Here is a 26,238-nt window from a genome sequence, read left to right as displayed (position 1 = left end):
TCGCTCCGCCGCGGGAAGCCGGAGCCGGAGCCGGAGCCGGATCCCGGGGCGGCGGGCGCCCGTGCCCCTGCGCGGCTGTGGAGGCTCCGGGCCCGGGGAGGGCGGGACGCCGTCGGCCGCCGGGAGGTCCTAGAGTCGATGACGGGTCGTCACCATGTCGAGCAGGGGTGGAAACGTGTATCACGCCATCGTCCGGCGCAACCTGCGCAACTCCTTCGCCGAGGTCAATCGCGGCAACTACCCGGCTATCGTCCGGCAGTTCGCCCCCGACGCTGAGCACTGGTTCTCCGGCTCGCACGCCCTGGCGGGCGGGCGGCACGACGCGGAGCAGATCCAGCGCTGGTACGACAGGCTGGCCGAGGTCATGCCCGACCTGCGCTTCGAGCTGAAGAAGGTCGTCGCCAAGGGCTGGCCCTGGGACACCGTGGCGTTCGTCGAGTGGGTGGACCACCTCACCGACCGGGAGGGCAACCACTACTCCAACCAGGGCGTGCACGTCCTGCGGATCAAGTGGGCGAAGATCACCGAACTGCACATCTACTGCGACACGGCCCTGCTCGCGTCGGTCTGCGACGTCCTCGGGCAGCAGGGCGTCACCGAGGCCGTCGCTCCGCCGATCGGGCACCCCGGGCCGTTCCGCGCGGCACTCCCGGCCGGGTGACGCGCGAGCTGCCGGTACGGGGGGCGGGGGAGGCTCCGGCGGCCCGGCCCGGCCCGGCGTCGGCCCGCCGGAAGGCCCCGTGGCGGACTCCGGGGCCCTCCTCGTATGCTGCCGGCTCGATCGTCCGGGAGGGGGAGCGGGAAGTGGACACGGCGGGGCGGTACCGGCAGTTCGCGACGACGGAGGCACGGGGCAACTCCCCGTCCTACGAGAGGCTTTCCTCGGCCGTCTCCGGCGACCCGGGTCTGCTCGCACTGATCGACGAACTCCCGCCGCCCAAGCGTCAGCCCAACCTGCTGCTGGGCGCGGTGCGCTTCCTGGGCGGCCCGATCGACGACGAGTCCGCCTTCCGTGACTGGACCGCCCGGCACTGGCCCCGGGTGCGCGCCACCGTCCTGGAGCGCCGGACGCAGACGAACGAACCGGGCCGGTGCGCCGCCCTGCTCCCGGTGCTCGCCCGGTTGCCGCAGCCGTTGGCCCTGATCGAGGTCGGCGCCTCGGCGGGCCTCTGCCTGTATCCGGACCGGTACCGCTACCTGTACCAGCACGGAGACGGTGTCACGGCTCTCGGTCCGGCCGACAGCCCGGTCGTCCTGGAGTGCCTCACGACGGGCAGCGGGTCCGGTGCCCCGCCCGGCGGTGACCGGGGCGGGGCGGTCGTCCCGGAGCCCGTCCGGCTGCCCGAGATCGCGTGGCGGGCCGGCGTCGACCTGAACCCGCTGGACGTCACCGCCCCGCAGGACGTCCGGTGGCTGGAGTCCCTGGTCTGGCCCGAGCAGCACCAGCGGCTGGCCCGGCTGCGGGGCGCCGTGCGGATCGCCCGCGCCGAGCCGCCCGAGCTGGTCCGCGGGGACCTCAACGGGACGATCCGAGAGCTGGTGGCGGCCGCCCCGGCGGGAGCGACGCCGGTGGTCTTCCACAGCGCGGTCATCGCCTATCTGACGCCCGACGAGCGGGAGTCCTTCGCCGCCACGATGCGTGAGCTGGCATGCCCCTGGATCTCCAACGAGGGCCCGGGCGTGCTTCCGGAGGTGGACCGCCGCCTGCCGGACGTCCCCGCGGCCGGGCACCTGCTCTTCACCCTGGCCCTGAACGAGCGGCCGCTCGCCCGCACCGGCCCGCACGGCCAGTCGCTGGAGTGGCTCCCCTCCGGGGGCTGAGCCAGGGCCCCGGCTCCCCGGACCCCCGGCCCCGGACGCACCGGACACCGGGGTTCCGGTCCGGGGACGATCCGAACCTCGCGACGGACCAGCTGCTCGGGCCGGTCCTGGTCCGTTCCTTCCGTTCCTTCCGTTCACTCCGTTGCTTCAGGACGTCCTGCGCGGGCGAGGCGGCGGACCGTCATCGCTGGGCGAGTGTGCCCTTCGGCCGCTCCTCCGTGGCCCGGCCGTTCGCAGAGGGCCGACCGTCCGCCGGAGGTCGGGCCGGGGTCGGCCGGGCCCGGAGGAGGACCGCGACGACTGCGGCGCCGGCCAGCGCGGTGAGGGCGGCGACCAGCAGGGTGCGGTCGAGCGCGGTGGCGAACGCGGCGCGGACCAGCTCGGAGGGGATACCGGGCACCGGCGCTCCCGCGCTCAGGGCGCGGGCGGCGGCCTCCGGATCGGGGACGGCGGTGGATCCGCCGGTGGTTCCGTCGGCGAGCGAGGCCCGCAGCCCCTGGTGGAGGACGAGACCGAAGACCGCGATCCCGAGGGCCTGACCCAGCTGGCGGAACGTGTTGAGGGCGCCGCCCGCCATGCCGCCGCGCTCCGGCGGGACGGCGGCCATCGCGCCGGCCGCCAGGACCGGGCTGACCGCGCCCACACCGAGCCCGGTCAGGGCGAGGCCGGGAAGCAGCGCGGTCCAGGTGGACGAGGCGTCGAGGGTGCACTGGAGAAGGGCGCCCGCGCCGATCACGGCGAGCCCGCCGGCGAGCGGCACCGCCGGGGGGAGGGCGGCGAGCCGGCGGCCGGCCAGGGCGGAGACCGCGAAGGCGACGAGGCTCATCGGCAGCAGCGTGAGACCCGCGGCCATCGGGCCCCCGCCGAGCACCGACTGGAGCCAGAGCGAGGTGTACGGCAGGTAGGAGAACGCGGCGGCGGAGTAGACCAGGCCGCAGAGCATGACCCCGGTGAAGACGGGGCTGCGGAACAGCGCGAGGTCCAGCAGGGGGTGCGGACTGCGGCGCTCGACCAGCAGGAACACGGCGAGCGCGGCGGCGGTCGTCCCGGCCGCGCCGAGGACGGACGGTGAGGTCCAGCCGTCCGCGCCGCCGCGGATCAGCAGCAGGACGGCCGAGCCCGCAGCGACGGTGAAGGCGGCGGCGCCGGGCAGGTCGATCCGGTGCGCGTCCGGGTTCCGGGACTCCGGCAGCGTCCGGCGGGTGAGGATCACGGCGGCGACCGCGACCGGCAGATTGACCAGGAAGACGGACCGCCAGCCCAGGTACTCGGTGAGCAGTCCGCCCGCGACCGGCCCGGTGGCGGCCGCGGCACCGCTGACGGCGCCCCAGACGCCGAACGCCACCGCCCGGTCCCGGCCTCGGTAGGCGAGGTTGAGCAGGGCCATCGCGGTGGCGAACATCGCGGCCCCGCCGGTGGCCTGGACGATCCGCGCCGCGATCAGCACCCCGCCGTTCGGGGCGAGCCCGCAGCCCAGCGAGGCGACGGCGAAGACCGCCAGGCCCGCCGTGTACACCCGCCGCCGGCCGACCCGGTCGGCGAGCGCGCCGAGGCCGAGGAGCAGGGCCGCCAGCGCGAGCGCGTAGCCGTCCATCACCCATTGAAGGCCGTCGAAGTCCATGCCCAGCGCGGCGCCGATGTCCGGCAGTGCCACGATCACGATGCTGATGTCGGTCAGCAGCATGAACACCCCGAGGCTGACCGCGATCAGCGGCCACCACTTCCGCATCCCCGTACTCCTTCGTCCGTGCGCCGGCCCGGGCGGCCCGGCGCACCGTCACTCTCGGTCCGGAGCCGCCGTCCGCGCCGCCCGGTGGGGTCGTTCCGGCGGATCTCGACATCCACTACCGTCCCGGTGATGGAAACCGTGACGCTGGACGAGCTGGACCGGGCGTTGCTGCACGCCCTGCAGGTGGACGGCCGGGTGCCGTTCCGGCGGGTCGCCGAGGTGCTCGGGGTCTCCGACCAGACGGTCGCGCGCCGCTACCAACGGCTGCGGACCGCCGGGGTGGTGCGGGTGGTCGGGCGGACCGACGCCCGGCGGCTCGGCGAGGTCGACTGGCTCACCCGGATCCGGTGCGTCCCGGACGCGGCGTCGGCGCTCGCCGAGGCGCTGGCCCGTCGGCCGGACACGTCCTGGGTCAGCCTGCTGTCGGGCGGCGAGATCGTCTGCAACACCCGCTCGCAGGTCCGGCCGGACCGGGAGGAGCTCCTGCTGGGGAAGCTTCCCCGGACGCCACGGGTGCTCGGCGTCAGTGCGCACTACCTGCTGCGGACGTTCGTCGGGGGGACGGTCGCGTGGAGCGGGCGGACCTCGGCACTGGACGCGGACCAGGTGCGTCGGCTGCGTGCGGGCCAGGCGCAGCCGACGGAGGCGGAGGCGACCGTGGCGGCCGCGGTGCCGGTGGTACCGGTGGTGCCGGTGGTGCCGGACGAGCTGGACCGCGCGCTGCTGGCGGCGCTCGCGGTCGACGGGCGGGCGCCGCTGGCCGGGCTGGCGGCCCGGACCGGGGGTTCGGAGGCGACGGTGCGGCGCCGGCTGGCCGCCCTGACCGGGTCGGGGCTGCTCTTCTTCGACGTGGACGTGGAGACCCGGCTGCTCGGCTTCGAGGTCGAGGCGTTCTGCTGGCTGACCGTGGCGCCGGGGAAGCTCGCCGCGGTCGGGCACGCGATGGCGGAGCATCCGGAGGTGGGGTTCGTGGCCGCGACGACCGGCCCCGCGAACCTCGTGGCCGGGCTGGTCTGCCGGGACGTGGAGGCGTTCTACGCCTACCTGACCGGTCGGCTGGGCGGTCTGGAGGGGGTGGTGGCGCTGGAGACGGCGCCGGTGGTCCGGAGTGTGAAGCGCTCCGGAGTGATGATTCGCTAATCGATTGATCAGGGTCGCTTGGCCGATTCTTCACCCTTTCTGGCGGATAGTTTGTTTGCTTATCATCAGACAAATTGAACGCCATGTGATTCTTTTCTAAAATCCCTCGCATCGACTTCTGGGCGCCCTTAGTATCTGAACGAACACTTTCGGTGAGCGTTCGACGGTGGACTGCGAAAGGGGGTCGTCATGGGAGGGCAGCTCCGGGCCGCGCTGCGCCATGTCGCCTACCCGTCCCTGCTGGTCGCCCTCGTGGCGATAGCGGTCGCGGCCCTGCGCCTGCGCTGGGATCTCGGCCGGGCGAGTCAGCTCTTCCTGGTCGGAACCATTGCCTATCTGACGCTTCTGGAATGGTTGATTCCGTACGAACCGGAATGGACCCCCAGTGTGCGCGAGTGGGGCTGGTACGGCATCTACTTCGTGCTGACGATGATCGGCGGAGCCCTGTCCCAGGTGCCCGTGACGACGCTCGTCGGCTGGTTGGCGCCGCCGCATCCGGCCCTGCCGCTCTGGGTCGAGATCCCGGTGGCGATGCTGCTCGGCTCGCTGGCCAACTACCTCGTCCACCGGTGGTGTCACACCAACCCCCGGCTCTGGCGGCTGCACGGCGTGCACCACGTGCCCGACAAGGTGAACGTCGCCAACAACGGCGTCAACCACCTGCTGGACGTGGTGCTCACCCAGGGCGCGGTCCAGGTGTCGCTGGCGCTGGCCGGGTTCTCGGCGGAGACGGTGTTCGTCGTGGGCCTGTTCGTGGTCGCCCAGGGCTACTTCGTGCACGCCAACATCGACGTCCGGATCGGTCTGCTCAACCACGTCCTCGCCGGGCCCGAACAACACCGGCTGCACCACAGCGTCGACCTGGCGGAGGCCGGCCACTACGGCTCCGACCTCTCCGTCTGGGACCACGCCTTCGGTAGCTTCACCTGGCGGCCCGGCCGGCGGCCGGTCGAGGTGGGGCTGCAGAACCCGGCCGACTTCCCCGCCACCGGGGAAGTGATCGCCAGTCACCTCCAAGCCTGGCGTCGGCCGGTGCGTGCCGACGACTCCCCGACCGGATCGACCTGACCCGTCCGACTCGCCGGGGCGACCGAGTCGACCTGACCGCCCGGGTCGCGCCGGCAGGTCCGGTCGGTCCGGGGCCCGGGGGTTCGGCCGGCCGGCCCTCCGTTCCCGTCCGACCGTCCGCGCTCAATCCCGGCTCTCCTCCGGCCCGTCCCTCTCGGCCGGCCCGTCTCCCGGCCTGCCCGGAGCCGGGCCACGGCCGCTGTTCCCATGCCCGTGCGGCTCTCCCACACTCGTGCCGCGCGCGAACGCAGCGACTCAAGGACTCGACCATGACGGATTCATGCTTCGCCGCATCCCCCGACTCTCCTGATTCAGCCGACCTCTCCGACCACTCTGACCTCTCTGACCTTTCCGACCTCTCCGCGCCCGTCGACCCCGCCGGCACTGCCGGTACCGCTGCTCACACGCGGGCCGCCCCTTCCCCGGCCGGCGAGGACCGGGAGAAGATCGCGATCATCGGGATCGGCTGCCGCCTGCCCGGCGGTGCCTGCGACCACCGGTCGTTCTGGCAGAACCTGGTGGAGGGCAAGGACTGCATCACGCCGACCCCGCGCAGCCGGTACGACGTGGCGACCCTGGGCAGCCGGGACAAGGCCAAGCCGGGCCGGTTGGTCGGCGGCCGAGGCGGCTACATCGACGGTTTCGACGAGTTCGACCCGGCCTTCTTCGGCATCAGCGGCCGTGAGGCCGACCACATGGACCCGCAGCAGCGGAAGCTGCTGGAGGTGGCCTGGGAGGCGCTGGAGGACGGCGGGCAGAAGCCCGCCGAGCTGGCGGGCCGTGAGGTCGGCGTCTACGTGGGCGCGTTCACGCTGGACTACAAGATCGTCCAGTTCTCGGACCTCTCCTTCGAGACCCTGGCCGCACACACCGCCACCGGCACCATGATGACGATGGTGTCGAACCGGATCTCGCACTGCTTCGACTTCCGCGGCCCCAGCGTCTCCCTCGACACCGCCTGCTCCTCCTCCCTGGTCGCCGTCCACCTCGCCGCACAGAGCCTGCTGCGCGGCGAGACCGATCTCGCCCTGGCCGGCGGCACCCTGCTGCACATCGCGCCGCAGTACACGATCGCCGAGACCAAGGGCGGGTTCCTCTCCCCGCAGGGCCGCTCCCGCACCTTCGACGCGGCGGCCGACGGCTACGTCCGGGCCGAGGGCGTCGCGGTGGTCGCGCTCAAGCGGCTCTCCGACGCGGTCCGCGACGGCGACCCGGTCCACGCCGTCATCATCGGCAGCGGCGTCAACCAGGACGGCCGCACCAACGGCATCACCGTGCCCAACCCGGACGCGCAGGTCGCGCTGATCGAGCGGGTCTGCGCCGAGGCCGGGATCGTCCCCGGCGGCCTGCAGTACGTCGAGGCGCACGGCACGTCCACCCCGGTCGGCGACCCGATCGAGGCGAACGCGCTGGCCAGGGCGCTGGCGGTCGGCCGCCGCCCCGGCGACCGCTGCTACGTCGGCTCGGTGAAGACCAACATCGGGCACACCGAGTCGGCGTCCGGACTGGCCGGGCTGATCAAGTCCGCGCTGGCGCTCAAGCACCGGCTGATCCCGCCGCACATCAATCTGGAACAGCTCAACCCGGCGATCGACCCGGCCACCCTGCCGTACGAGATCCCCACCGAGCCGACTCCCTGGCCGGCGCACGAGGGGCCGGCCCGCGCCGGGGTCAACTCCTTCGGGTTCGGCGGTACCAACGCGCACGTCCTGCTGGAGGCCGCCCCGCAGCCGTCGTTCCCGTCGTCGCGGGAGCCGTCCCCGGAGCATCCGGCGCCGGAGCAGTCGTCCCCGCAGTCCTTCCCGCAGTCCTCCCCGCAGCCGGTGCCGGTCGCGCAGCCCGGGCCGGACGGGCAGCCCGTCTGGACCGTCCTGCCGCTCACCGCCCGGGAGGCCGCCGCGCTGCCCGAGCTGGCCGCCGGCGTGCAGGCCGAGCTGGCCGGCGTCCGCGGCGGGACCGCGGCCCGCCCGGTCGACCTCGGCCACACCCTGGCCCACCGCCGCCAGCACCACGACGCCCGGCTCTCCGTGGTCTACGACTCCCGGGGCCACACCGCCCGCGCCTCGCTGGACGAGGCGTTCAGCGCCTACCTGCGGGGCGAGCCCCACCCCCGGGTGCTCACCGGCCACCGACGCGAGACCCGGCACCGGAGGCTGGCCTGGGTCTTCACCGGCATGGGCCCGCAGTGGTGGGCGATGGGCCGTCGGCTCTTCGCCACCGAACCCGTCTACCGGGAGGCCGTCGAGCGCTGCGCCGAGCACCTCGCCGAACTCACCGGCTGGTCCCTGACCGACGAGCTGGCCGCCGACGAGGCGCACTCCCGGATGGCCGAGACCTGGCTCGCCCAGCCCGCCAACTTCGCGGTCCAGGTCGGTCTGGCCGCGCTCTGGCGCAGTCGCGGCGTCCGGCCGGACGCCGTCGTCGGTCACTCGACCGGTGAGGTCGCCGCCTTCCACGAGGCCGGCGTCTACGACCTGGCGGACGCGGTCAAGGTGGTGGTCCACCGCAGCCGGCTCCAGCAGAAGCTGGCCGGGACGGGCGGCATGCTGGCCGTCGCACTCACCGAGGCCGAGGCGGTCCGCCGGCTCCGCCCGTACGGTGACGCGGTCTCGGTGGCCGCGATCAACAGCCCCACGTCGCTCACCCTCGCCGGTGACGAGACGGCGCTGGCCGAACTGGCCTCCGCACTCACCGCCGAACAGGTCTTCGTGCGCCCGCTGACGGTCGAAGTGCCCTACCACAGCGCCCGGATGGAGCTCATCAAGGACGAGCTGCTGGAGTCGCTCGCCGACCTCAAGCCCCGCCCGGCCCAGGTGCCGCTCTACCTCACCGGACGTGAGGGCACCGCGCGGGGCACCGAGCTGGACGCCGCCTACTGGTGGCAGAACGTCCGCGACAGCGTCCGCTTCCAGCAGGCGGTCGAGCGGCTGGCCGACGACGGGTACGCCCTCTTCCTGGAGATCGGCCCGCACCCGGTGCTCGGCCGCTCGATCCAGGAGACCGTGGAGGCCCGCCCCGGGGGCGCCGACCGTCCCGAGGTCCGCACGCTGCCCTCGATCCGCCGCCAGGAGGACGAGCAGGCGACCTTCACGGCCTCGCTGGCCGCCCTGCACAACCTCGGTGTCGAGGTCGACTGGTCGGTGCTCCAGCCCGTCGGCCGGACGGTTCCCCTGCCGCGCTACCCGTTCCGACGGGACCGGCACTGGGTCGAGCCCCGGTCGGTTGAGGCGGTCAGGCAGGGCCGGCTGGACCACCCGCTGCTCGGCCGCCGGCTGGCCGGCGCCGAACCGGCCTGGGAGGCCAGGCTGGACGCCGAGGCGCTGCCCTACCTGGAGGACCACCGGATCCAGGGCGAGGTGCTCTTCCCCGCCGCCGGCTACCTGGAGATGGCCGTCCAGGCGGTCCGCGCGCTGACCGGCGGCACGGACGCCGCGCTGGCCGGCATCGAGCTGCGCAAGGCGCTGTTCCTCCCGGACGACGAGAGCCGGGCCGTCCGGCTCACCCTCTCCGCCGAGCACGGGGGCTTCACCATCGCGACCGGCGGCGCGGGAGCCGGAGGCGTCGCCGCGGGCGGAGAGGACGGCGCCCCGGGCGGGGGCGGCCCCGAGCGCACCGTGCACGCCGTCGGGACCGTCCGTCCCGGCCAGCGGCGCCGACCGGGGCGACCGCTGGACGTCGCGGCGATCCGCGGACGGGCCGTCCGCCATCTCTCCGGGGCCGACTGCTACGCGGCGCTGGCCGGGCTCGGCTACCACTACGGCCCGGCGTTCCAGGGCATCGACGAGGTCTGGATCGGTCCCGGCGAGGCGCTGGCCCGGGTCCGGCCGACGACGGCGGTCGCCGGGCAGGGCGCGGACCACCAGGTGCACCCGGTGGTGATGGACGCCTTCTTCCAGACCCTGCTGACCCCCCAGCTGCTGGTGGCGGGCACCGATGCCGGGAGCGGGATCCGGCTGCCGGTCGCCATCGAGGAGGTCCGGCTGGAGGCGGTCGGTGACCGCCCGCTCTGGGTGCACGCGACCGTCACCCGGGACGCCGGCTTCGAGCTGGTCGGTGACATCGCCGTGCACGACGAGCACGGCGCGCCGCTCGGCGGGGTCACCGGGTTCCGGGCCGCCGACATTGAACAGGCGGCCACCGCCGTCGGCCTGGCCACCATTGACGGCTGGCTCGTCGAACCGGCCTGGATCGAGCTGCCGGAGGCTGCCGGGGCCCCCGACCTCCTGGCCGAACACCCGGACGACTGGCTGCTGTTCGCCGACGGTCAGGGCGTCGCCGAGGCGCTGGCCCGGCAGATCGCCGCGCGCGGCGGCAGCTGCCAGCTGGTTCTCCCGGCCACCGGCTACCGGCCCTCGGCCGACGGCCGGCCGGCCACCGTCGAGCCGGGCTCCGCCGCCGACCTCGCCCGACTTCTGGCCGACCGGCGGGCCGCAGGCGCGCCCGACCCGGCGGCCGTCGTCCACCTCTGGAACCTCGACCGGCCGGAGCTGGCCGCCGCCGACCACGACGCGGTGGCCGGTCACACCGGTGCCGGCGCGTACAGCCTGGTCACGCTCGCCGCGCTGCTGGCTACGGAACTCCCGCACACCCGGCTGCACATCGTCACCCGGTCCGCGCAGGCCACCGCCCCCGGTGAGCCGGTCGAACCGCTCGGTGCGCCTGCCTGGGGGATCGGCCGGGTGCTTCGCCACCAGGAGCTGCCCGGGCACCCGGGCAAGCTGGTCGACCTCGGTCCGATCACCGGTCCGATCACCGGGTCGGGCGCCGGTCCGGGCGCCGGTCCGGGCGCCGGTCCGGGCTCCGGCCCCGGTACCCGTCCGGCCGCCACCACAACCGCCACCGCCACCACAACCGTCACCGCCGTCGACGCCGAGGCGGCCGCGCTGCTGCGCGAGTTCGCGCTCGCGGACGAGGACGAGATCGCGCTCCGTCCGGGCCGACGGCTGACCAGCCGGCTCCGCCCGAGCGAGGGGCTCAGCCGTCCGCTTCCGCCCTGCCTCCGACCGGACGCCGCGTACCTGGTGACCGGTGCGTTCGGCGCGCTCGGCCGGCTGCTCTGCCGCACCCTGGTCCGGCGCGGCGCCCGACGGCTGATCCTGGTCGGCCGCAGCCCGCTGCCGCCGCGCGAGCTGTGGCGCGACCTCGACCCGGCGAGCTCGGACGGCCGGCGCGCGGCCTTCCTGCGCGAGCTGGAGGCGCTCGGCGCGGAGCCCGTCCCGGCACCGCTGGACATCACCGACGAGTCCGCGCTGGCCGACTGGCTCGCGGAGTACCACCGGCTGGACCGGCCGCCGATCCGCGGTGTCTTCCACCTCGCCGGGCAGGTCCGGGACACCCTGGTGGGCGAGCTGGACCGCGGGACCTTCGACGCCGTCCACGCCCCCAAGGTGCTGGGCGCCTTCGCCCTGCACCGCCGGCTGGCCGGCGAACCACTCGACCACTTCGTGCTCTTCGCCTCCATCGCCTCGCTGCTGACCACCGCCGGTCAGACCAACTACGCGGCCGGGAACGCCTTCCTGGACGCCCTGGCCCACCACCGCCGGTCCCTCGGCCTGCCCGCGATGAGCCTCGACTGGGGCCCCTGGGCCACCGGCATGATCGAGGAGCTCGGCCTGATCGACCACTACCGGAACAGCCGCGGCATGAGCTCGCTGGCCCCGGAGACCGGGATGGCCGTGCTGGAGCGGGTGCTCGGGCAGGACCGGGCCCAGCTGCTGGTCGCCACCGTGGTCGACTGGCCGGTCTTCCTCTCCTGGTACCCGGCCCCGCCGCCGCTGGTCGCGGACCTGGCCGCGAGCGCCCGGGAGGCCGCGCCGGTGACCGGGCGGGCGGGCCTCCTGGACACCCTGCGGGCCGCCGGCGAGGCCGAGCGGCTGGTGTTGCTCGGCGAGCGGTTCGTCCACCTGGCCGCCACCGTGCTCCGCGCGCCCGTCGAGCAGATCGACCCCGGCGCCGGCCTCGGCGGCCTCGGTCTGGACTCGCTGCTCGCGATGGAGCTGCGGGCCCGGCTCAACACCGAACTCGGCACGACCCTCCCGGTGGTGGCGCTGCTGAGCAACGCACCGGTGGGCGAACTGGTCGCCCGGCTGCACGAGTCGCTGGCCGAACTGCTGGACGAGGACCCGGTCGGCGTCGGCTCGGTCGCGGTCGAGCGCCACGAGGACGAGACGGCGTACCCGCTCACCCAGAACCAGAAGGCGCTGTGGTTCCTCAAGCAGCTCAACCCGGACGGCTTCGCCTACAACATCGGCGGGGCGGTCGAGGTCCGGGTGGAGCTGGAGCCCGAGCTGATGGCGGTGGCCTTCCGGACCATGGTCGAGCGCCACCCCGGCCTGCGGGCCAACTTCGTGCTGGACGGCGGCCGGGCCGTGCAGCGGATCTCGGCCGCGGTGGAGCCGGACTTCGGGGTCTTCGACGTCGAGCACCTGGATTGGGACGAGATCCACGCGCTGATCGTCCGCGAGTACCGCAGGCCGTACGACCTGGAACGCGATCCGCTGGTGCGGTTCCGGCTCTTCCGGCGCGGCCCGGACCGCTGGGTGATCATGAAGGCCGTCCACCACATCATCTCGGACGCGATCTCCACCTTCACCTTCATCGAGGAACTGCTCGCCGTCTACGAGGGGCTGCGGCAGGGCCGGGCGCCCGAGCTGCCGCCGGTCACCGCGCGGTACCTGGACTTCCTCAACCGGCAGAACGCCTTCCTGGCGGGCCGCGAGGCGCCGAAGATGCTCGACTACTGGCGCTCCCACCTGCCGGCCGAGGTGCCGATCCTCAGCCTGCCCACGGACAAGCCCCGCCCGGCGGTCCAGACCCACAACGGCGCCTCCGAGTTCTTCGTCCTCGACGAGGCGCTCAGCGCCCGGGTGCACGCGCTGGCCCGCGAGCACAACGTCACGGTCTTCATGGTGCTGCTCAGCGCCTACTACCTGCTGCTGCACGCCTATGCGGGCCAGGACGACATCATCGTCGGCAGCCCGGTGACCGGCCGCACCGACGAGGAGTTCGCCGGCGTCTACGGCTACTTCGTCAACCCGCTGCCGCTGCACGTCTCGCTGGCCGGTGAACCGACCGTGGCGGAACTGCTGGACCGGGTGCGGACCACCGTGCTCGGCGGGCTGGACCACCAGGAGTACCCGTTCGTGCTGCTGGTGGAGAAGCTCGGGCTGCAGCACGACCCGAGCCGCTCCGCCGTCTTCCAGGCGATGTTCATCCTGCTCCACCACAAGGTGGCCACCGAGAAGTACGGCTATCGCCTGGAGTACATCGAACTCCCCGAGGAGGAGGGGCAGTTCGACCTGACTCTGTCCGCCTACGAGGACGAGGCGGAGCACCGCTTCCACTGCGTCTTCAAGTACAACACCGACCTCTTCCTCCCGGAGACGATGGCCCGGCTGTCCGGCCACTACGTGAACCTCCTGGAGGGGCTGACCGAGGCCGGCCCCGGGCGGGCGGCCACCGGGCTGGAGCTGCTCGGCCGCGAGGAGCGCGCCCTGGTGCTCCGGGGGTGGAGCGGTGCGGACCGGCAGGTGGCCCACGAGGAGCCGGTGCACGAGCTGATCCTGCGTGCGGCGGCGGCCGATCCGGCGGCGCTCGCGGTGGCGGCGCCCGCCGAGTCCGGCCCGACCGTGCGGCTGAGCTACGGCGAGCTGGCCGAGCGCTCCCGGCGGGCCGCGGCCCGGCTGCGGGCGCTGGGCGCCGGGCCCGGCACGGTGGTGGCGCTCTGCCTGGAGAAGTCGCCGGAGCTGATCGTCGCCATGCTCGCGGTGCTCCGCACCGGGGCCGCCTACCTGCCGCTCGACCCGGGTCACCCGGCGGACCGGCTGGCGGACATGGTGGGGCGGGCGGGCGCCGGGCTGCTGGTCGGCGACGACCGGGAGCGGCTCGGTCGGCTGCCCGCCCGTCTGGTCACCACCGGCGAGCTGGACGAGGAGCAGGACCGTGAGCCGGGTGAGTTCACCGACGCGGCGGTGGGCCCCGACGATCCGGCGTACGTGATCTACACCTCCGGCTCCACCGGCAGGCCCAAGGCCGTCCGCGTCGGCCACGGCAACCTGGCCTCGGCCTACCAGGCGTGGCGGGCCGAGTACCGGCTGGACACCGAGGTCAGGGTCCACCTCCAGATGGCCGGCCCCTCCTTCGACGTCTTCACCGGGGACGTGGTCCGCGCGCTCTGCTCGGGCGGCGCCCTGGTGCTGGTCGGCCGGGAGCTGCTGTTCAACACGGCCCGGCTCCACGCGGTGATGCGCGCCGAGCGGGTGGACGCCGCCGAGTTCGTCCCCGCGGTGGTCCGCACGGTCGTCGGCCACTGCGAACGGACGGGCCTGGACCTGGGGTTCATGCGACTGCTGGTGGTCGGCTCGGACGTCTGGAAGGTCGAGGAGTACGAGCGGCTGCGGGCCCTCTGCGGTCCGGAGACCAGGCTGGTCAACTCCTACGGCCTCACCGAGGCCACCATCGACAGTGCCTACTTCGAGGGACCGACGGACGGCTTCGAACCGAGCCGGATGGTCCCGATCGGGCGGCCGTTCCCGAACAGCGCCTTCTACCTCCTCGACGATCACGGGCGGCCCGTCCCGCCCGGCGTCACCGGGGAGTTGTGGATCGGCGGCTCCGGGGTGGCGCTCGGCTACGTCGGCGACGAGGAGCAGACCGCCCGGCGGTTCGCCGTCCTCCCGCTCGGCGGTGCGGACGGCACCGAGCCGGTCCGGCTCTACCGCACGGGGGACCTCGCCCGCTGGGACGCGGACGGCGGGGTGCACCTGCTCGGCCGGGCCGACTCGCAGATCAAGGTGCGCGGCCACCGGATCGAGCTGGGGGAGATCGAGACCCAGCTCGCCGAGTGGCCGGAGCTGGAGCGGGCGGTGGTCACCGTCCGGCCCGACCGCGGCGGCGAGCACGTGCTCTGCGCGTACTGCGTGCCGGCGCCCGGGCGGACGCTCGACCGCCGCGAACTCCGCCGCCACCTGGCCGGCTACCTGCCGACCTTCATGATCCCGACCCACTTCACCGAGCTGTGCACGCTGCCGCTCACCGCCAACGGCAAGGTGGACGTCGCCGCGCTGCCGGCGCCCCGGGCGGATGCGGCGGACCGGGCCGTCGAGCCGCCGGTCACCCTCTACGAGGTCCGGATGGCCGAGCACTGGCGGACCCTGCTGGGCGTCGAGGAGCCCGGGTTGCAGCACGACTTCTTCGAGTCCGGGGGGTCCTCGATCCGGCTGATCGAGCTGATCCACGGCCTGCAGGCCGAGTTCAACATCAGCATCCCGGTCAGCCAGCTTTTCAAGGTCACCACCCTGCACGGGATGGCGAAGACCGTCGAGGCCATCATCACCGGCCGGATCGAGGGCGCCCAGCCGTACCTCTGGTTCAACCGGGAGCAGCAGCAGACGCTGTTCTGCTTCCCGCCCGCCGGCGGCCACGGACTGGTCTACCGCCAGTTCGCGGCCCACCTGCCGGAGTACCGGATGGTCGCGTTCAACTACGTGACCGGGGACGACAAGGTCGACCGGTACGCGGACCTGGTCGAGTCCCTCCAGCCGGACGGGCCGTGCGCCCTGCTCGGCTACTCGCTCGGCGGCAATCTCGCCTTCGAGGTGGCCAAGGAGCTGGAGCGGCGCGGCCGGGCGGTGCCCAACGTGGTGATCATGGACTCGCACCGGATCCCGGAGTCCTTCGACCTCGCCGACGAGCACGTCCAGGCCTTCGAGCGCGAGCTGGCCGAGCACCTCCGGCGGCACACCGGTTCGGACGTGGTCGCCCAGGAGACCCGCGAACAGGCCCGGGACTACCTGAGGTTCTGCAGCCGCACCCCGAACCTCGGGGTGGTCGCGGCCGCGCTCAGCGTGATCTCCGACGACGAGAAGGTGTCCCTCTACGAGGCCGGCCGGCACGGTGCCTGGCACGGGAGTTCGGCCACCCGGACCGCGGTCTTCAAGGGCTTCGGCACCCACGCCGAGATGCTCGACCGCGAGTTCATCGCCCACAACGCCGGGCTCGCCCGGTCGATCCTCACCGGAGTCGACGTCCATGTGTCCTGAGACCGGTACCGCCCTGCCTGCCCCTGGCCGGCCGCGCGGCAGCACCACTCCCGGCGCTCCCACTGTCCCCGGCGCCCCCGCTACCCCCGCTACCCCCGCTACCCCCGCTACCCCCGCTACCCCCGCTACCCCCGCACGAGAGGCGGACCCCCTCATGCTCAGGCAGCACCAGCCGCTGTCCTACCCCTTCGAGCCGACCGGCCTCGAACTCGACCCCACGTACGCGGAGTTGCGCGACAAGCCGCTGGTCCGGATCCGGATGCCGTACGGCGACGGCGCCTGGCTGGCCACCCGCTACGAGGACGTCCGGACGGTGCTCGCCGACCCGCGGTTCAGCCTCGCCGCCGCGATGGGCCGGGACCAGCCCCGGATGCGCCCGGTCGCCCGTACCGGCGCCGGCCTGTTCTCCACCGAGCCGCCCGACCACACCAGGCTCCGTTCCCTGGTGGCCCGGGAGTTCAGCGCCCGCCGGGTCGAGCGGCTGCGGGCGCGGGCCCGGGAGCTGGCGGACGAGCTGATCGACGGCATGATCGCCGCCGGTCACCCCGCCGACCTGGTCGAGGACTTCGCCATCCCGATGCCGACCACCATCATCTGCGAGGTGCTCGGCATCCCGGCCAAGGACCACCGGATGCTCTGGAGCTGGGCCGAGACGGTGCTCTCCGCCGTCACCCCCGGCGAGGTGCTCGCGGTCGAGGGCCAGGCGTTCATCGACTACATGGCGGGCGTGCTGGAGCTGCGCGGCCGGGAGCCGGGCGACGACCTGCTCACCGTGCTGGTCCGGGCCTGCCGCGAGCAGCGGCTGATCGGTGAGGACGAACTGCTCTCGATCGCCTGCGACCTGCTGATCGCGGGCTTCGTCTCCACCACCAACCAGATCGGCAACTTCTTCTACCAACTGCTCGTGAACCCCAAGGAGATGCGGCGCCTGCGGGAGCAGCCCGAGCTGATCCCCAGGGCCGTCGAGGAGCTGATGCGGTACGTGCCGCTGCTCACCGGCTTCAGCCTGCCCCGGTACGCCACCGCCGACGTCGAGCTGGGCGGGGTGACCGTCCGGGCCGGCGAGGCCGTGATGATCGCCACCGCCGCCGCCAACCGCGACCCGGAGGTGTTCGAGGAGCCGGAGCGCCTCGTCCTGGACCGCCCGGGCAACCCGCACATCGGCTTCGGCCACGGCGTGCACTACTGCATCGGCGCCCATCTGGCCCGGCTGGAGCTCCAGGTGGCGATCGAGCGGGTGCTGGCCCGGCTGCCCGGTCTGCGGCCGGCCGTCCCCGAGCGCGAACTGCGCTGGAAGGAGGACGCGATGGTGAACGGCCTGCAGGCGCTCCCGATCGCGTGGTGAGCACCCTCCGACAACGGCAACGCAACGGCAACGCACCCAACGGTACGGACGAGGAAGGCTGGAATGACGACACGGGAACCGGACGCCAAGCGCCGACGGGAGACGATGATCATCGTCGGCGGCGGCCTCGGCGGCCTCTCCACCGGGTGCTACGCCCGGATGAACGGCTACCGGACGCAGGTCTTCGAGATGCACGAGATCCCCGGTGGCTCGTGCACCGGATGGGACCGCAGCGACTTCACCTTCGACTGGTGCATCAGCTGGCTGCTCGGCAACGGACCGGGCAACGAGATGTACCAGATCTGGCTCGAACTGGGGGCGCTCCAGGGCAAGGAGATGCGCCACTTCGACGTGTTCAACATCGTCCGGGGCAGGGACGGCCGGGCGGTCCACTTCTACTCCGACCCGGACCGGCTGGAGGCGCACCTGCTCGACCTCTCCCCGGCCGACGCCGCGCCGATCCGGGAGTTCTGCGCCGGCATCCGGACCTTCCGCAAGGCACTCGCGGTCTACCCGTTCCTCAAGCCCGTCGGGCTGATGGGCAGGCTGGAGCGCTGGCGGATGCTGGCCTCGTTCGTCCCGTACTTCAACACCATCCGCAAGTCGATCACGGTGCTGATGACGGACTTCGCGCTGCGGTTCCGCGACCCGCTGCTGCGCGAGGCGTTCAACTTCATCCTCTACGAGAAGCACCCGGCCTTCCCGGTGCTGCCGTTCTACTTCCAGCTGGCCTCGCACGCCAACCAGGCCGCAGGGGTGCCCGAGGGCGGTTCGCTCGGGCTGGCCCGGTCGATCGAGGAGCGGTACCGCAAGCTGGGCGGCGAGATCACCTACAACGCCAAGGTCGAGGAGATCCTGGTCGAGCAGGACCGCGCGGTCGGAGTACGGCTCAGTGACGGCCGGGAGTTCCGCGCCGACATCGTGGTCTCCGCCGCGGACGGCCACACCACGGTGATGAAGCTGCTCAAGGGCCGGTACCTCAACGACACCTACCGGCGGCTGTACACCTCCCTGATCGACGAGCCCGGCCAGCTGTCGCCCGGCTACGTCTCCCTCTTCCTGGGGCTGCGCCGGCCCTTCCCGCAGGGGGATCCCTGCACCACGTACCTGCTGACGGAGGAGCAGGCGCGGGAGCTGACCGGGATCCGCTGCCGCTCGATGAACGTGCAGTTCCGCACCCGGCACTACCCGGAGCTGGCGCCGGCCGAGTCGACGGTGGTGTTCGCGACGTACTTCTCGGACATCGCCCCGTGGCGGGCGCTGCACGAGGGGCCGGAGCAGTCGTCCCGGGTCCGGCGCGGCGAGGAACTGCACACGCTGCCGGTCAAGCACGGCCGGGAGTACATGGCGGCCAAGCGGCGGGTCCGCAACGGCATCGCCGGTTTCCTGGACGAGCGCTTCCCCGGCTTCAAGGACGCGGTGGCCGTCGCCGACGTGTCGACCCCGCTGACCCAGGTCCGCTACACGGGCGTCTACGACGGCACCTTCCCGGGGTGGAACCCGTTCGTGGAGGGCGCCGAGACGGTCGAGGCGGAGATCAAGAAGAGCGGTCCGGTGCTGCCCGGGCTGTCGGGCTTCTACCTCTCCGGGGTCTGGGCGACCATCGGCGGCCTGATCCGGGCGGCCGCCGCCGGCCGCCACGTCGTGCAGTTCATCTGCCGGGACGACGGTCTGGAGTTCGCGGCCGAGGTCGATCTGAGCGCGCCCCTGCCGACGCACCGGGTCATCCCGGTCGGCGGGCCGCCGCGGCAGGCCGGGCCGGCCGACGGGGGCGGCGAGGGCGGGGAGACCGGCGGGACGGGCGGGACCGGCGGGACCCCGGGTAAGCGTGACGCCGCGAAGGACACCGAGAACATGGAGACAGGAGCCCTCGCATGAGGATCGAGAAGTGGGTGGTCCGGGAACACCTGGACGGGGTGCCCGACGTCAACCGGATCTACCGGAAGGTCGTCGAGGACGTCGAGATCGACCTCCGGCCGGACGAGATGCTCTTCCGGACGCGGTACGTCTCGGTCGACCCGTACCAGAACGGGCTCGCTCTGGAGACACCGATCGGCCACCACATGGGCGCCGACTCGATCATGGAGGTGATCGAGGCCGGGCCGGAGGCGGCGTTCCGGGTCGGCGACCTCGTGCAGGGGTTCGGCGGCTGGCGCAGCCACGTCGTGCACAACGGTGCCGAGGAGCTGTGGAAGACCGGGACCTTCCCGATGGTCTTCCCGGCCTACCGGCGGCTCGACCCGGCCTGGTACGACGAGCGGCTGCCGGTCTCCACCGCCCTCGGCATCATGGGCGCGCCGGGGATGACGGCGTGGGGCACGCTCACCCGGTTCATGGCGGTGCGGCCCGGCGACACCGTGGTGATCAGCGGCGCGTCCGGCTCGATCGGCACCCTGGTCGGCCAGTTGGCCAAGCGGTCCGGGGCCGGCCGGGTGGTCGGCACCACCGCCTCGCCGGGCAAGGCCGAGTACCTGCGGGGGCTGGGCTTCGACGAGGTGGTCCTCTACGACCAGACCGACGACGCCGAGAAGGTCCGTCAGGCGCTGTCGCTCGCCGCGCCCGACGGGGTCGACCGGTACTTCGACAACCTGGGCGGCACGGTCACCGACGCGGTGTTCACCATGCTCAACGTGGACAGCCAGGTGGCCGTGTGCTGGCAGTGGGCGACCACGGTGAACGGAGATCTCACCGGACCCCGGCTGCTGCCGTACATCATGTTCCCGCGCACCACGATCCGCGGGATCTTCGCCCAGGAGTGGTTCACCGAGCCGCTGTTGGCGCAGATGCACCAGGAACTGGGCGGGCTGGTCCGGGACGGGGAGATCCGTTACCACCAGACCGTGCACAAGGGGTTCGACGAGATCCCGAAGGCGTACCGGAGCCTCTACCTGGACCGGGAGGGCAACCGGGGCAAGGTGCTCGTCGAGGTCTGACGCACGCCGCCGGCGGGAGGGGGCGCCCCCTCCCGCCGGCGGCGGGCCGGTCGTCGTGCCCCGCCGGCGGCGGGTCGGTCGGGGCGGTCAGTCGTCGCCGAGGTCGCCCTCGTCGGGACCGCCCGCGTCGGAGCCGTCCGGGGCTCCGGTGATCGCGTACCCCTGGCGGCGCGCCTCGTAGCAGGCGACCGTCGCGGCGGCGGAGACGTTCAGCGAGCCGACCCGGCCCAGCTGCGGCACGAACACCACCTGGTCGCAGAGCGCCAGCGCGTCCGCCGTCACACCGCGGTCCTCGTGGCCCAGCACGAAGGCGACCGCCGGGGTCAGCTCGGCGGCGAACATCGGCACCGCCTCGTCCGCCAGCTCCAGCCCGACGACCTTGAAGCCGTCGCCCTTCGCCGCGGCCACGGCCTCGGCGATCGTCGGGAAGTACTCGACCTTCAGGTACTTGTCGGTACCCATCGCGGCCTTCTGCGCACCCGCCGACCGCACCGACGGGGTGTCGCCGGTGAGGTACAGCTTCTCCGCACCCATCGCGGAGGCGGTCCGCACGATCGAGCCGACGTTGAACGGCGACTGCAGGTTTTCGAGGATCATCGCGAGCCGGAACTCGTTGCCACGCCGCCACTGGCGGTGCAGCCGCTTCAGTTCGGTCCCGCGGAGCTGCTTCACGACGTCGTACCTCGTCCACTCTCGGGGCCCTCGCCCGCCGTCGGGCGGGGCCGCGCTTCAAGAATCCGGAACCCGTTCACCGACGTGACGCGGGTGGTCGGGTAGCCCTGGTCGTTCAGCCACTGCTGCAGAGAGTCCGAGCCCAGGTGCTTCTGGACCACCAGGAACGCCGAGCCGTCCGGGGTCAGCCGGCCGATCCACTGCTCCAGCAGGCTGCGCAGCGCGGTCTTGCCGATCCGGATCGGCGGGTTGGAGTAGATCGCCGCGAACCGCTGGTCGGCGGGGACCTCCTCGGGCAGTGCGGCCTGCACGTTGCCCAGCCGCAGCGCCTCGGCGTTCAACCGGACCAGCTCCAGCGCGCGGGTGTTGACGTCGACCGCCCAGACCGGCAGCCGTTTGCGCCGGCTGGCCCAGGTCAGGGCGATCGGGCCGTAGCCGCAGCCGATGTCCAGGATCGGGCCGCGCACCCGGGGCGGGGGCGCGTGCTCCAGCAGGATCCGGGTGCCCGGGTCCAGCCGAGTGCGGGAGAAGACGCCCGCGTCGGTGGTCAGTTCCAGGGTGAGGTCCGGCAGGGTGACCGTGATCGGGCGGCGTTCGCTGGCGACCTCGGGTGCACCGGTGAAGTAGTGCGAGCCGGACATGATTTCCCCGTCGTTCGTATGGGCCTCGGGGCCACCGGGAGGTGTGGGTAAGCCCTGCTGGTACGGCACCGATCGTACCCCCGGCGGCCTGTGACCCGTTCTCCCCGAGGGCGGGGGCGCCGGTGGCGCGGCCGGCGGCTACCGGGTACCCGGGGCCTTGCGGGTGGCCACGTTGATCCGGTTCCAGGCGTTGATCGTGAAGCAGAGCGAGATGAGCTGGGCGAGTTCCCTCTCCTCGAACAGTGCGGCGGCCCGCCCGTACACCGCGTCGGAGACGCCGCCGCCGATGTGGGTGATCTCCTCGGCCAGCGCCAGGGCGGCCCGCTCGCGGTCGCTGTAGACACCCTCCGGGGCCTCGCGCCAGACCGGGAGCAGGTAGATCCGCTCGTCGCTCTCACCGGCCTTGCGGGCGTCCCTGATGTGCATGTCGAGGCAGTAGGCGCAGCCGTTGAGCTGGGAGGAGCGGACCTGGACCAGCTCGACCAGGGCCGGGTCGAGGCCCTCCCGGGCGGCGGCGTCCAGGGCGATCATCGCGCGGAAGACCTTGGGGACGGTGCGGGCGTAGTCGAGGCGGCCGGCAGGCGGGTGCTCCTCGTGGGCCCGAGGCCGGATCCGGTCCTGGTCCTGGTCCTGGGGCCGGGTCCGGGTCTGCGCGGCGTTCGTGGTCGTGTTCGTCGTCATGGCGATGAGCCTAGGGAGCGAGTGAACCCCGTTCATGGTGCATTCACAGGTCTCTTTCGTGGGTCAATCCGCCACAGCCGGGCGGGCCCGCAGCGGCCGTGGACGTACGCCGGTCGGCGGGCGGCGCGTCGCGCCCGGGCGCCCGGCGGCGGATACTTCCAGTACCCCCACCGGACCCGAGGGAGCCTCCGAGCAGCGAGGACGGACGTCATGCCGCAGAACCACGAGGACTACCTGGACGAGGTCGCCGAGGCCGTGGAGCCGGACGAAGAGGTGGAGGAGGACGAGTACGACGAGCTCGCGGAGCGCCGGGCACTCGGCGCGGACCCGGCCACCGACGTCGCGGACGTCGCCGAGCAGAGCCGGGTGGTACAGCTCGACGAGGACGAGTACCGGGAGTAGGCGCTCGCCGGAGCGCGCGCCGGGGCGCCCCGAAGCCGGGCCGACGCCGGTCGGAGGTCAGGGACGGCCGCACCCGGCGGTCGGTGCTACAGGGCCCGGCGGCGCTGCAGCCAGGTGAACGCGGCCCAGCCGGGCAGCACCGGCAGGACGAGGGTGAGCAGCCGGTAGAGCGCGACGGCGGCCAGTGCCCCGCCCTCCTCCATCGACGCGGTGTGCTCCAGCAGCGCCACCAGCGCACTGTCCACGACGCCGGCCCCGCCCGGGGTCGGCGCCGCGCTGCCGGCCGCGTTGCCGATCAGGAACACCACCGCGACCGAGGCGAAGGCCGGCTCCCGCCCGACCGCCCGGGCACAGCAGTACAGGCAGGCGACCAGCGAGATCGAGACCAGCAGCTGGCCGGTGATCCCGACCGCCAGCCGCCCCGGGTTGCGGAGCAGCTCCAGCAGCCGGGGCAGGACCTCGGCGGTCAGCGGACGCAGCCTGGCGGCCAGCCACCGCCGGGCCGGCGGCACGGTGGACACCACGGCCAGCAGCACGGCCGCCCCGACGAGGCCGCCGACCACGGCGGGCAGGGCGTCCAGCTCGGAGCCGCCGGGTTCCAGCCCCAGCAGGTAGACGAAGGCGCCCAGCTGCAGCAGGTGCAGCACCAGGCCGAGGAGCTGGCCCACGCCGACGCTGGACACCGCCTGGGGGGTCGGGATGCCGGCCCGTTGGAGGAAGCGGATGTTCAGGGCGACGCCGCCCACCCCACCGGGGGAGACCAGCTTCACGAACGAGCCGGCGACCTGGGCGAGCACCGCGTTGCGGAAGTCCAGCCGCTCCGGGACGAAGCCGACGAACCCCATCGCCGACATGACGTGGCTGGCGGCCGCGGCGAGCAGGGCGAGGACGAGCCAGAGCGGATCGGCATCGACGACGGCGGCGATCGGGTTCTGTTCGGTGGCGAAGAACTGGGGCAGCAGCAGCCAGCCGGCCACCACGCCGCCGCCGACCGCGAGGAGGGTGCGGGGACGCAGCCGCTCCAGCCTGACCGGGCGGACCGGTGCCTGCGGCCGGGTGCGGAGCACCTCGGTGCGGATGGCGTCGAGCAGGTCGGGAGGCGTCGCCGCGGCGGGAGCGCCGTCCGTGTCGGGCGCGCCGGGCGTGCCCGCTGTGTCCGGCGCGGGGCGCTGGGGCGGGACGGCCGCCGGGGCCGGTGTGCAGTTGGCGAGGGCGGAGGACTGTTTGAGGGCGTGCCGGGTGCTGCGGGACAGGGCGATCGGTTGCAGCAGCGGGAGGGCCGCGCCGACCGCGTCCGGGCCGAGTACCGCGACCGCGGCCCGGACCGAGCGTTCGGCGCCGGTGCGCAGCGCGAGGGTGGTGAGCAGCTGGGCGATGTCACAGCGCAGGACGAGGTCGCTCGCCGCGATGTCGCCGTCCGCGAAGTCCACCAGGTGCACCGAGCCGGCCCCGTCGACCAGCAGCGCGGACGGGACCAGCGCCCGGTGGGAGATCTCGCGCCGCTGGAGCAGGGCGAGCTGGCGCCAGGCGTCGACGAGCAGCGCGTCGGTGACCTCGTCGTCGGCGAGCAGGTCGAGGGTGCGGCCGGGCAGGCGCTCGTACGCGACGAGTGCGGTGTCCCGGCCGAGTTCGGCGGTGGCGGCGATCCGGCAGGTGCGGACCCCGGCGGCGACGGCCGCGTACGAGACCAGTGCCTCGTGTTCCAGGCCGGTGCGGAGCGAGCGCAGCGCCCGCGGGTGCGGGGCGGTGCGCAGGCGCAGCCGGCGCCAGGCCCGTTGCACCAGGGCGGCGGTGACCGCCTGCCGGTCGAGCACCTGGACGTCGAGGTCGGGGCGGCCGGCCTCCTGGTGGACGAGGTAGCGGTCGGGGCCGGCCGGGACGGCGGCGACCGGGCGCAGGCCCGCCTCGCGCAGGGTGTGCAGGAGCTGCGCCGGCCGGGGCCGGGGGTCAGGGGTGCCGACGGCGTAGCGGGTGCCGTGGGCGGCCGTCCAGCCGATCAGCAGTCCGAGCAGCAGGGCGGTCGGGGTGGCGAAGCCGCCGGCGAGCCCGGCGAGTCCGGAGAGGGTGAGGACGGCTCGGGGCACCCGTCGTTCGCGGGCTCCGGACGCGGTGAGGAAGGCGAGGACGGGAGCGAGGTAGCCGTACACCGGTTCGGTGCGGGCGAGGGCGTCGCCGGGCAGGGGCTGGGTCAGCGCGGAGACCAGGGAGAACGGGGCGGGGCCGTCGATCCAGAGATCGATGACGAGCGAGACGCCGTACGCGAGGACGGCGGCCAGCAGACCGTCGGCGAGGTGCTGGAGGACGTGCCGGCGGTCGGGCACCGCGCCGAGCAGCCGCCGGGTCGCCGAGTAGGCGGGGACCAGCAGGAGGGCGGCGGTGGTGAGTCCGGCGGCGATGCCGGCGAGCGGGGGCGGTACCAGCTCGGCGGCCTGGGCGACGTCGGCGGCGATGCCGCCGGTGGTCGCGCGGGCGTAGTCGGCGAGCAGGAGGGTGAGGGTGATCGCGCCCAGGCCGACGAGCAGACGGATCAGCGCCACGGGCTGCCGGACCCGGCCGGTGCCCGCGATGCCCGGAAGGTCGGGCGGGGCCCCGGCGCTGCTCGTCGGCGCCTGGTCGGGCCCCTCGGCGGTGGGGGTGCCACCGGTGTCGCTGTTCGTTCTCCCCGTCACGTCCACCACGGTTGGCATGCTCCCACGCCGGGGTCGGCCGCCGGGCGGGGGTGCCGGGCGTGGTCCGGTGCGGGAGGCGGGGCCGGGTGGGTGGCGGACCGGCCGGCGGTCCGTGTCCGTGTCCGGGGCGGTCCGCGGCGGGGCGGGTGCGGAGTGCAGCGTGTCTCGGGGCGCGGTCCGGGGCGGTCGTCACTACTCTGCGTCCATGAGTGCCTGCGAAGACCTCGCCGCCGCACCCCGGGACATCGCGCCCCTCCCGCCCGCGGACGGCTGCTCCGACTGTCTCGCCGAGGGCCGTCGGGACTGGGTGCATCTGCGGGTCTGCCTGGACTGCGGCCACATCGGCTGCTGCGACTTCTCGCCGCAGCGCCACGCCACCTCGCACTTCCACAACAGCTCCCACCCGGTGATCCGCTCGTACGAGCCGGGTGAGGACTGGCGTTGGTGCTACGTCCACGAGGTGATGGGCTGAGGCGGTGGTGCGGGGTGTGCGGTGCAGGGTCCGCCGCCGGGGGTCGGTGCCGACGGTTCCCCGCCCGGACACCGGAACGGACTCCCAGGTGTAACTCGGCCATAATCGGGACATAACGCCCGTGCGGTCCCTCCGGCCGACACCCGGCCGGCCACCGCCGATGGGAGGCCGACGATGACCAAGCGAACACCGGGCAGCACCGACAAGCTCCGCAGGGGAACCCAGGAGCTGCTGGAACGCCGGGGCATGGCGACGACCCCGATGACGTCCCCACCGAGCCCGCGCACCGGCGCCGCGGCGGGAGCCGGCGGCGCGTACGGAGGTGACGCGGCCTTCCGGCACGGCGGCCGGGACATCCGGACGGGGTCCGTGCAGTCCGCACCCGCGCAGCACGCCGAGCTCAAGGGCCACCGGCACCGCGGGGCCGAGAAGCACTCGGCGCACTGATCGGGCTCTGATCGCGCACTGATCGCGTTCGGCCGCGCGCCGGTCACGGGCCGGCCGGATGCCGACCGCGCGTCGGTTCGTCGGCCGTTCCGTCCTCCACCGGGGCGGGAGCCGCACGACGGCTCCCGCCCCGCCGCCGTCCGTTCGGAGTAAGCGACCGAAGCGTCGGCGAGGCCGG

General features: G+C 73.6%; 16 protein-coding genes. 11 read left to right on the top strand and 5 right to left on the bottom strand.

Annotated features, from left to right (window positions below):
- Positions 1-175: 175 nt before the first annotated feature.
- Both ABZY91_RS07935 and ABZY91_RS07930 read left to right on the top strand, forming a co-directional pair.
- Positions 176-661, top strand: a complete 486-nt coding sequence (locus ABZY91_RS07935; protein ID WP_355400656.1) for a nuclear transport factor 2 family protein — start codon at positions 176-178, stop codon at positions 659-661.
- Positions 662-804: 143 nt separating this feature from the next.
- Entirely contained in the window at positions 805-1,821 is a 1,017-nt protein-coding gene (locus ABZY91_RS07930) for a DUF2332 domain-containing protein (protein ID WP_355400654.1), read from the top strand.
- Positions 1,822-2,002: 181 nt separating this feature from the next.
- On the opposite strand, the gene ABZY91_RS07925 is transcribed toward ABZY91_RS07930, so the two are convergent.
- On the bottom strand, positions 2,003-3,550 hold the full coding sequence (locus ABZY91_RS07925) for an MFS transporter (protein ID WP_355400652.1): 1,548 nt from the start codon (positions 3,548-3,550) through the stop codon (positions 2,003-2,005).
- A gap of 129 nt (positions 3,551-3,679) precedes the next feature.
- Here ABZY91_RS07925 and ABZY91_RS07920 point away from each other — a divergent pair, with 129 nt between their 5' ends.
- The 6 genes from ABZY91_RS07920 (at position 3,680) to ABZY91_RS07895 (ending at position 20,076) form a co-directional block, all read left to right on the top strand.
- The gene (locus ABZY91_RS07920; protein ID WP_355400650.1) at positions 3,680-4,690 is read left to right on the top strand and encodes an AsnC family transcriptional regulator; all 1,011 of its coding nucleotides are present in this window, start codon (positions 3,680-3,682) and stop codon (positions 4,688-4,690) included.
- Positions 4,691-4,879: 189 nt separating this feature from the next.
- Entirely contained in the window at positions 4,880-5,758 is an 879-nt protein-coding gene (locus ABZY91_RS07915; protein ID WP_355400648.1) for a sterol desaturase family protein, read from the top strand.
- A 269-nt stretch (positions 5,759-6,027) separates the two neighbouring features.
- Positions 6,028-15,798 (top strand): amino acid adenylation domain-containing protein, encoded by a 9,771-nt coding sequence (locus ABZY91_RS07910; protein WP_355400646.1) that lies wholly within the window; start codon positions 6,028-6,030, stop codon positions 15,796-15,798.
- A 154-nt stretch (positions 15,799-15,952) separates the two neighbouring features.
- On the top strand, positions 15,953-17,143 hold the full coding sequence (locus ABZY91_RS07905) for a cytochrome P450 (RefSeq protein WP_355400644.1): 1,191 nt from the start codon (positions 15,953-15,955) through the stop codon (positions 17,141-17,143).
- A gap of 63 nt (positions 17,144-17,206) precedes the next feature.
- The gene (locus ABZY91_RS07900) at positions 17,207-19,021 is read left to right on the top strand and encodes an NAD(P)/FAD-dependent oxidoreductase (protein WP_355400642.1); all 1,815 of its coding nucleotides are present in this window, start codon (positions 17,207-17,209) and stop codon (positions 19,019-19,021) included.
- The gene (locus ABZY91_RS07895) at positions 19,018-20,076 is read left to right on the top strand and encodes an NADP-dependent oxidoreductase (RefSeq protein ID WP_355400640.1); all 1,059 of its coding nucleotides are present in this window, start codon (positions 19,018-19,020) and stop codon (positions 20,074-20,076) included. The genes ABZY91_RS07900 and ABZY91_RS07895 overlap by 4 nt, the downstream gene beginning before the upstream one ends.
- A gap of 87 nt (positions 20,077-20,163) precedes the next feature.
- Here the strand turns inward: ABZY91_RS07895 and ABZY91_RS07890 are convergent, their stop codons facing one another.
- From ABZY91_RS07890 to ABZY91_RS07880, 3 genes are all read right to left on the bottom strand, one after another.
- Entirely contained in the window at positions 20,164-20,748 is a 585-nt protein-coding gene (locus ABZY91_RS07890; RefSeq protein WP_329885663.1) for a TrmH family RNA methyltransferase, read from the bottom strand.
- Complete coding sequence (locus tag ABZY91_RS07885; RefSeq protein WP_329885662.1) at positions 20,745-21,389, bottom strand: methyltransferase; 645 nt, start codon at positions 21,387-21,389, stop codon at positions 20,745-20,747. Before ABZY91_RS07885 ends, ABZY91_RS07890 begins: the two co-directional genes overlap by 4 nt.
- A 138-nt stretch (positions 21,390-21,527) precedes the next feature.
- Positions 21,528-22,070, bottom strand: coding sequence for a carboxymuconolactone decarboxylase family protein (locus ABZY91_RS07880; RefSeq protein WP_355400637.1), 543 nt, complete (start codon positions 22,068-22,070; stop codon positions 21,528-21,530).
- 210 nt (positions 22,071-22,280) lie between these two features.
- On the opposite strand from ABZY91_RS07880, the gene ABZY91_RS07875 reads away from it, so the two are divergent.
- Entirely contained in the window at positions 22,281-22,472 is a 192-nt protein-coding gene (locus tag ABZY91_RS07875) for a hypothetical protein (protein ID WP_329885660.1), read from the top strand.
- 86 nt (positions 22,473-22,558) lie between these two features.
- Here ABZY91_RS07875 and ABZY91_RS07870 read toward each other — a convergent pair whose 3' ends face one another.
- Complete coding sequence (locus ABZY91_RS07870; RefSeq protein WP_355400635.1) at positions 22,559-25,141, bottom strand: lysylphosphatidylglycerol synthase domain-containing protein; 2,583 nt, start codon at positions 25,139-25,141, stop codon at positions 22,559-22,561.
- A 205-nt stretch (positions 25,142-25,346) separates the two neighbouring features.
- On the opposite strand from ABZY91_RS07870, the gene ABZY91_RS07865 reads away from it, so the two are divergent.
- Together ABZY91_RS07865 and ABZY91_RS07860 are read left to right on the top strand one after the other, a co-directional pair.
- The gene (locus ABZY91_RS07865; protein ID WP_329952365.1) at positions 25,347-25,613 is read left to right on the top strand and encodes a UBP-type zinc finger domain-containing protein; all 267 of its coding nucleotides are present in this window, start codon (positions 25,347-25,349) and stop codon (positions 25,611-25,613) included.
- A gap of 174 nt (positions 25,614-25,787) precedes the next feature.
- Complete coding sequence (locus tag ABZY91_RS07860) at positions 25,788-26,060, top strand: hypothetical protein (RefSeq protein WP_355400633.1); 273 nt, start codon at positions 25,788-25,790, stop codon at positions 26,058-26,060.
- Positions 26,061-26,238 lie beyond the last annotated feature (178 nt).

This window comes from Kitasatospora sp. NPDC002965, assembly GCF_040611255.1.
Classification (GTDB): Bacteria; Actinomycetota; Actinomycetes; order Streptomycetales; family Streptomycetaceae; genus Kitasatospora.
Note: the sequence above shows the minus strand (reverse complement) of the source record. Positions and strands in the feature narration are given on the sequence as shown.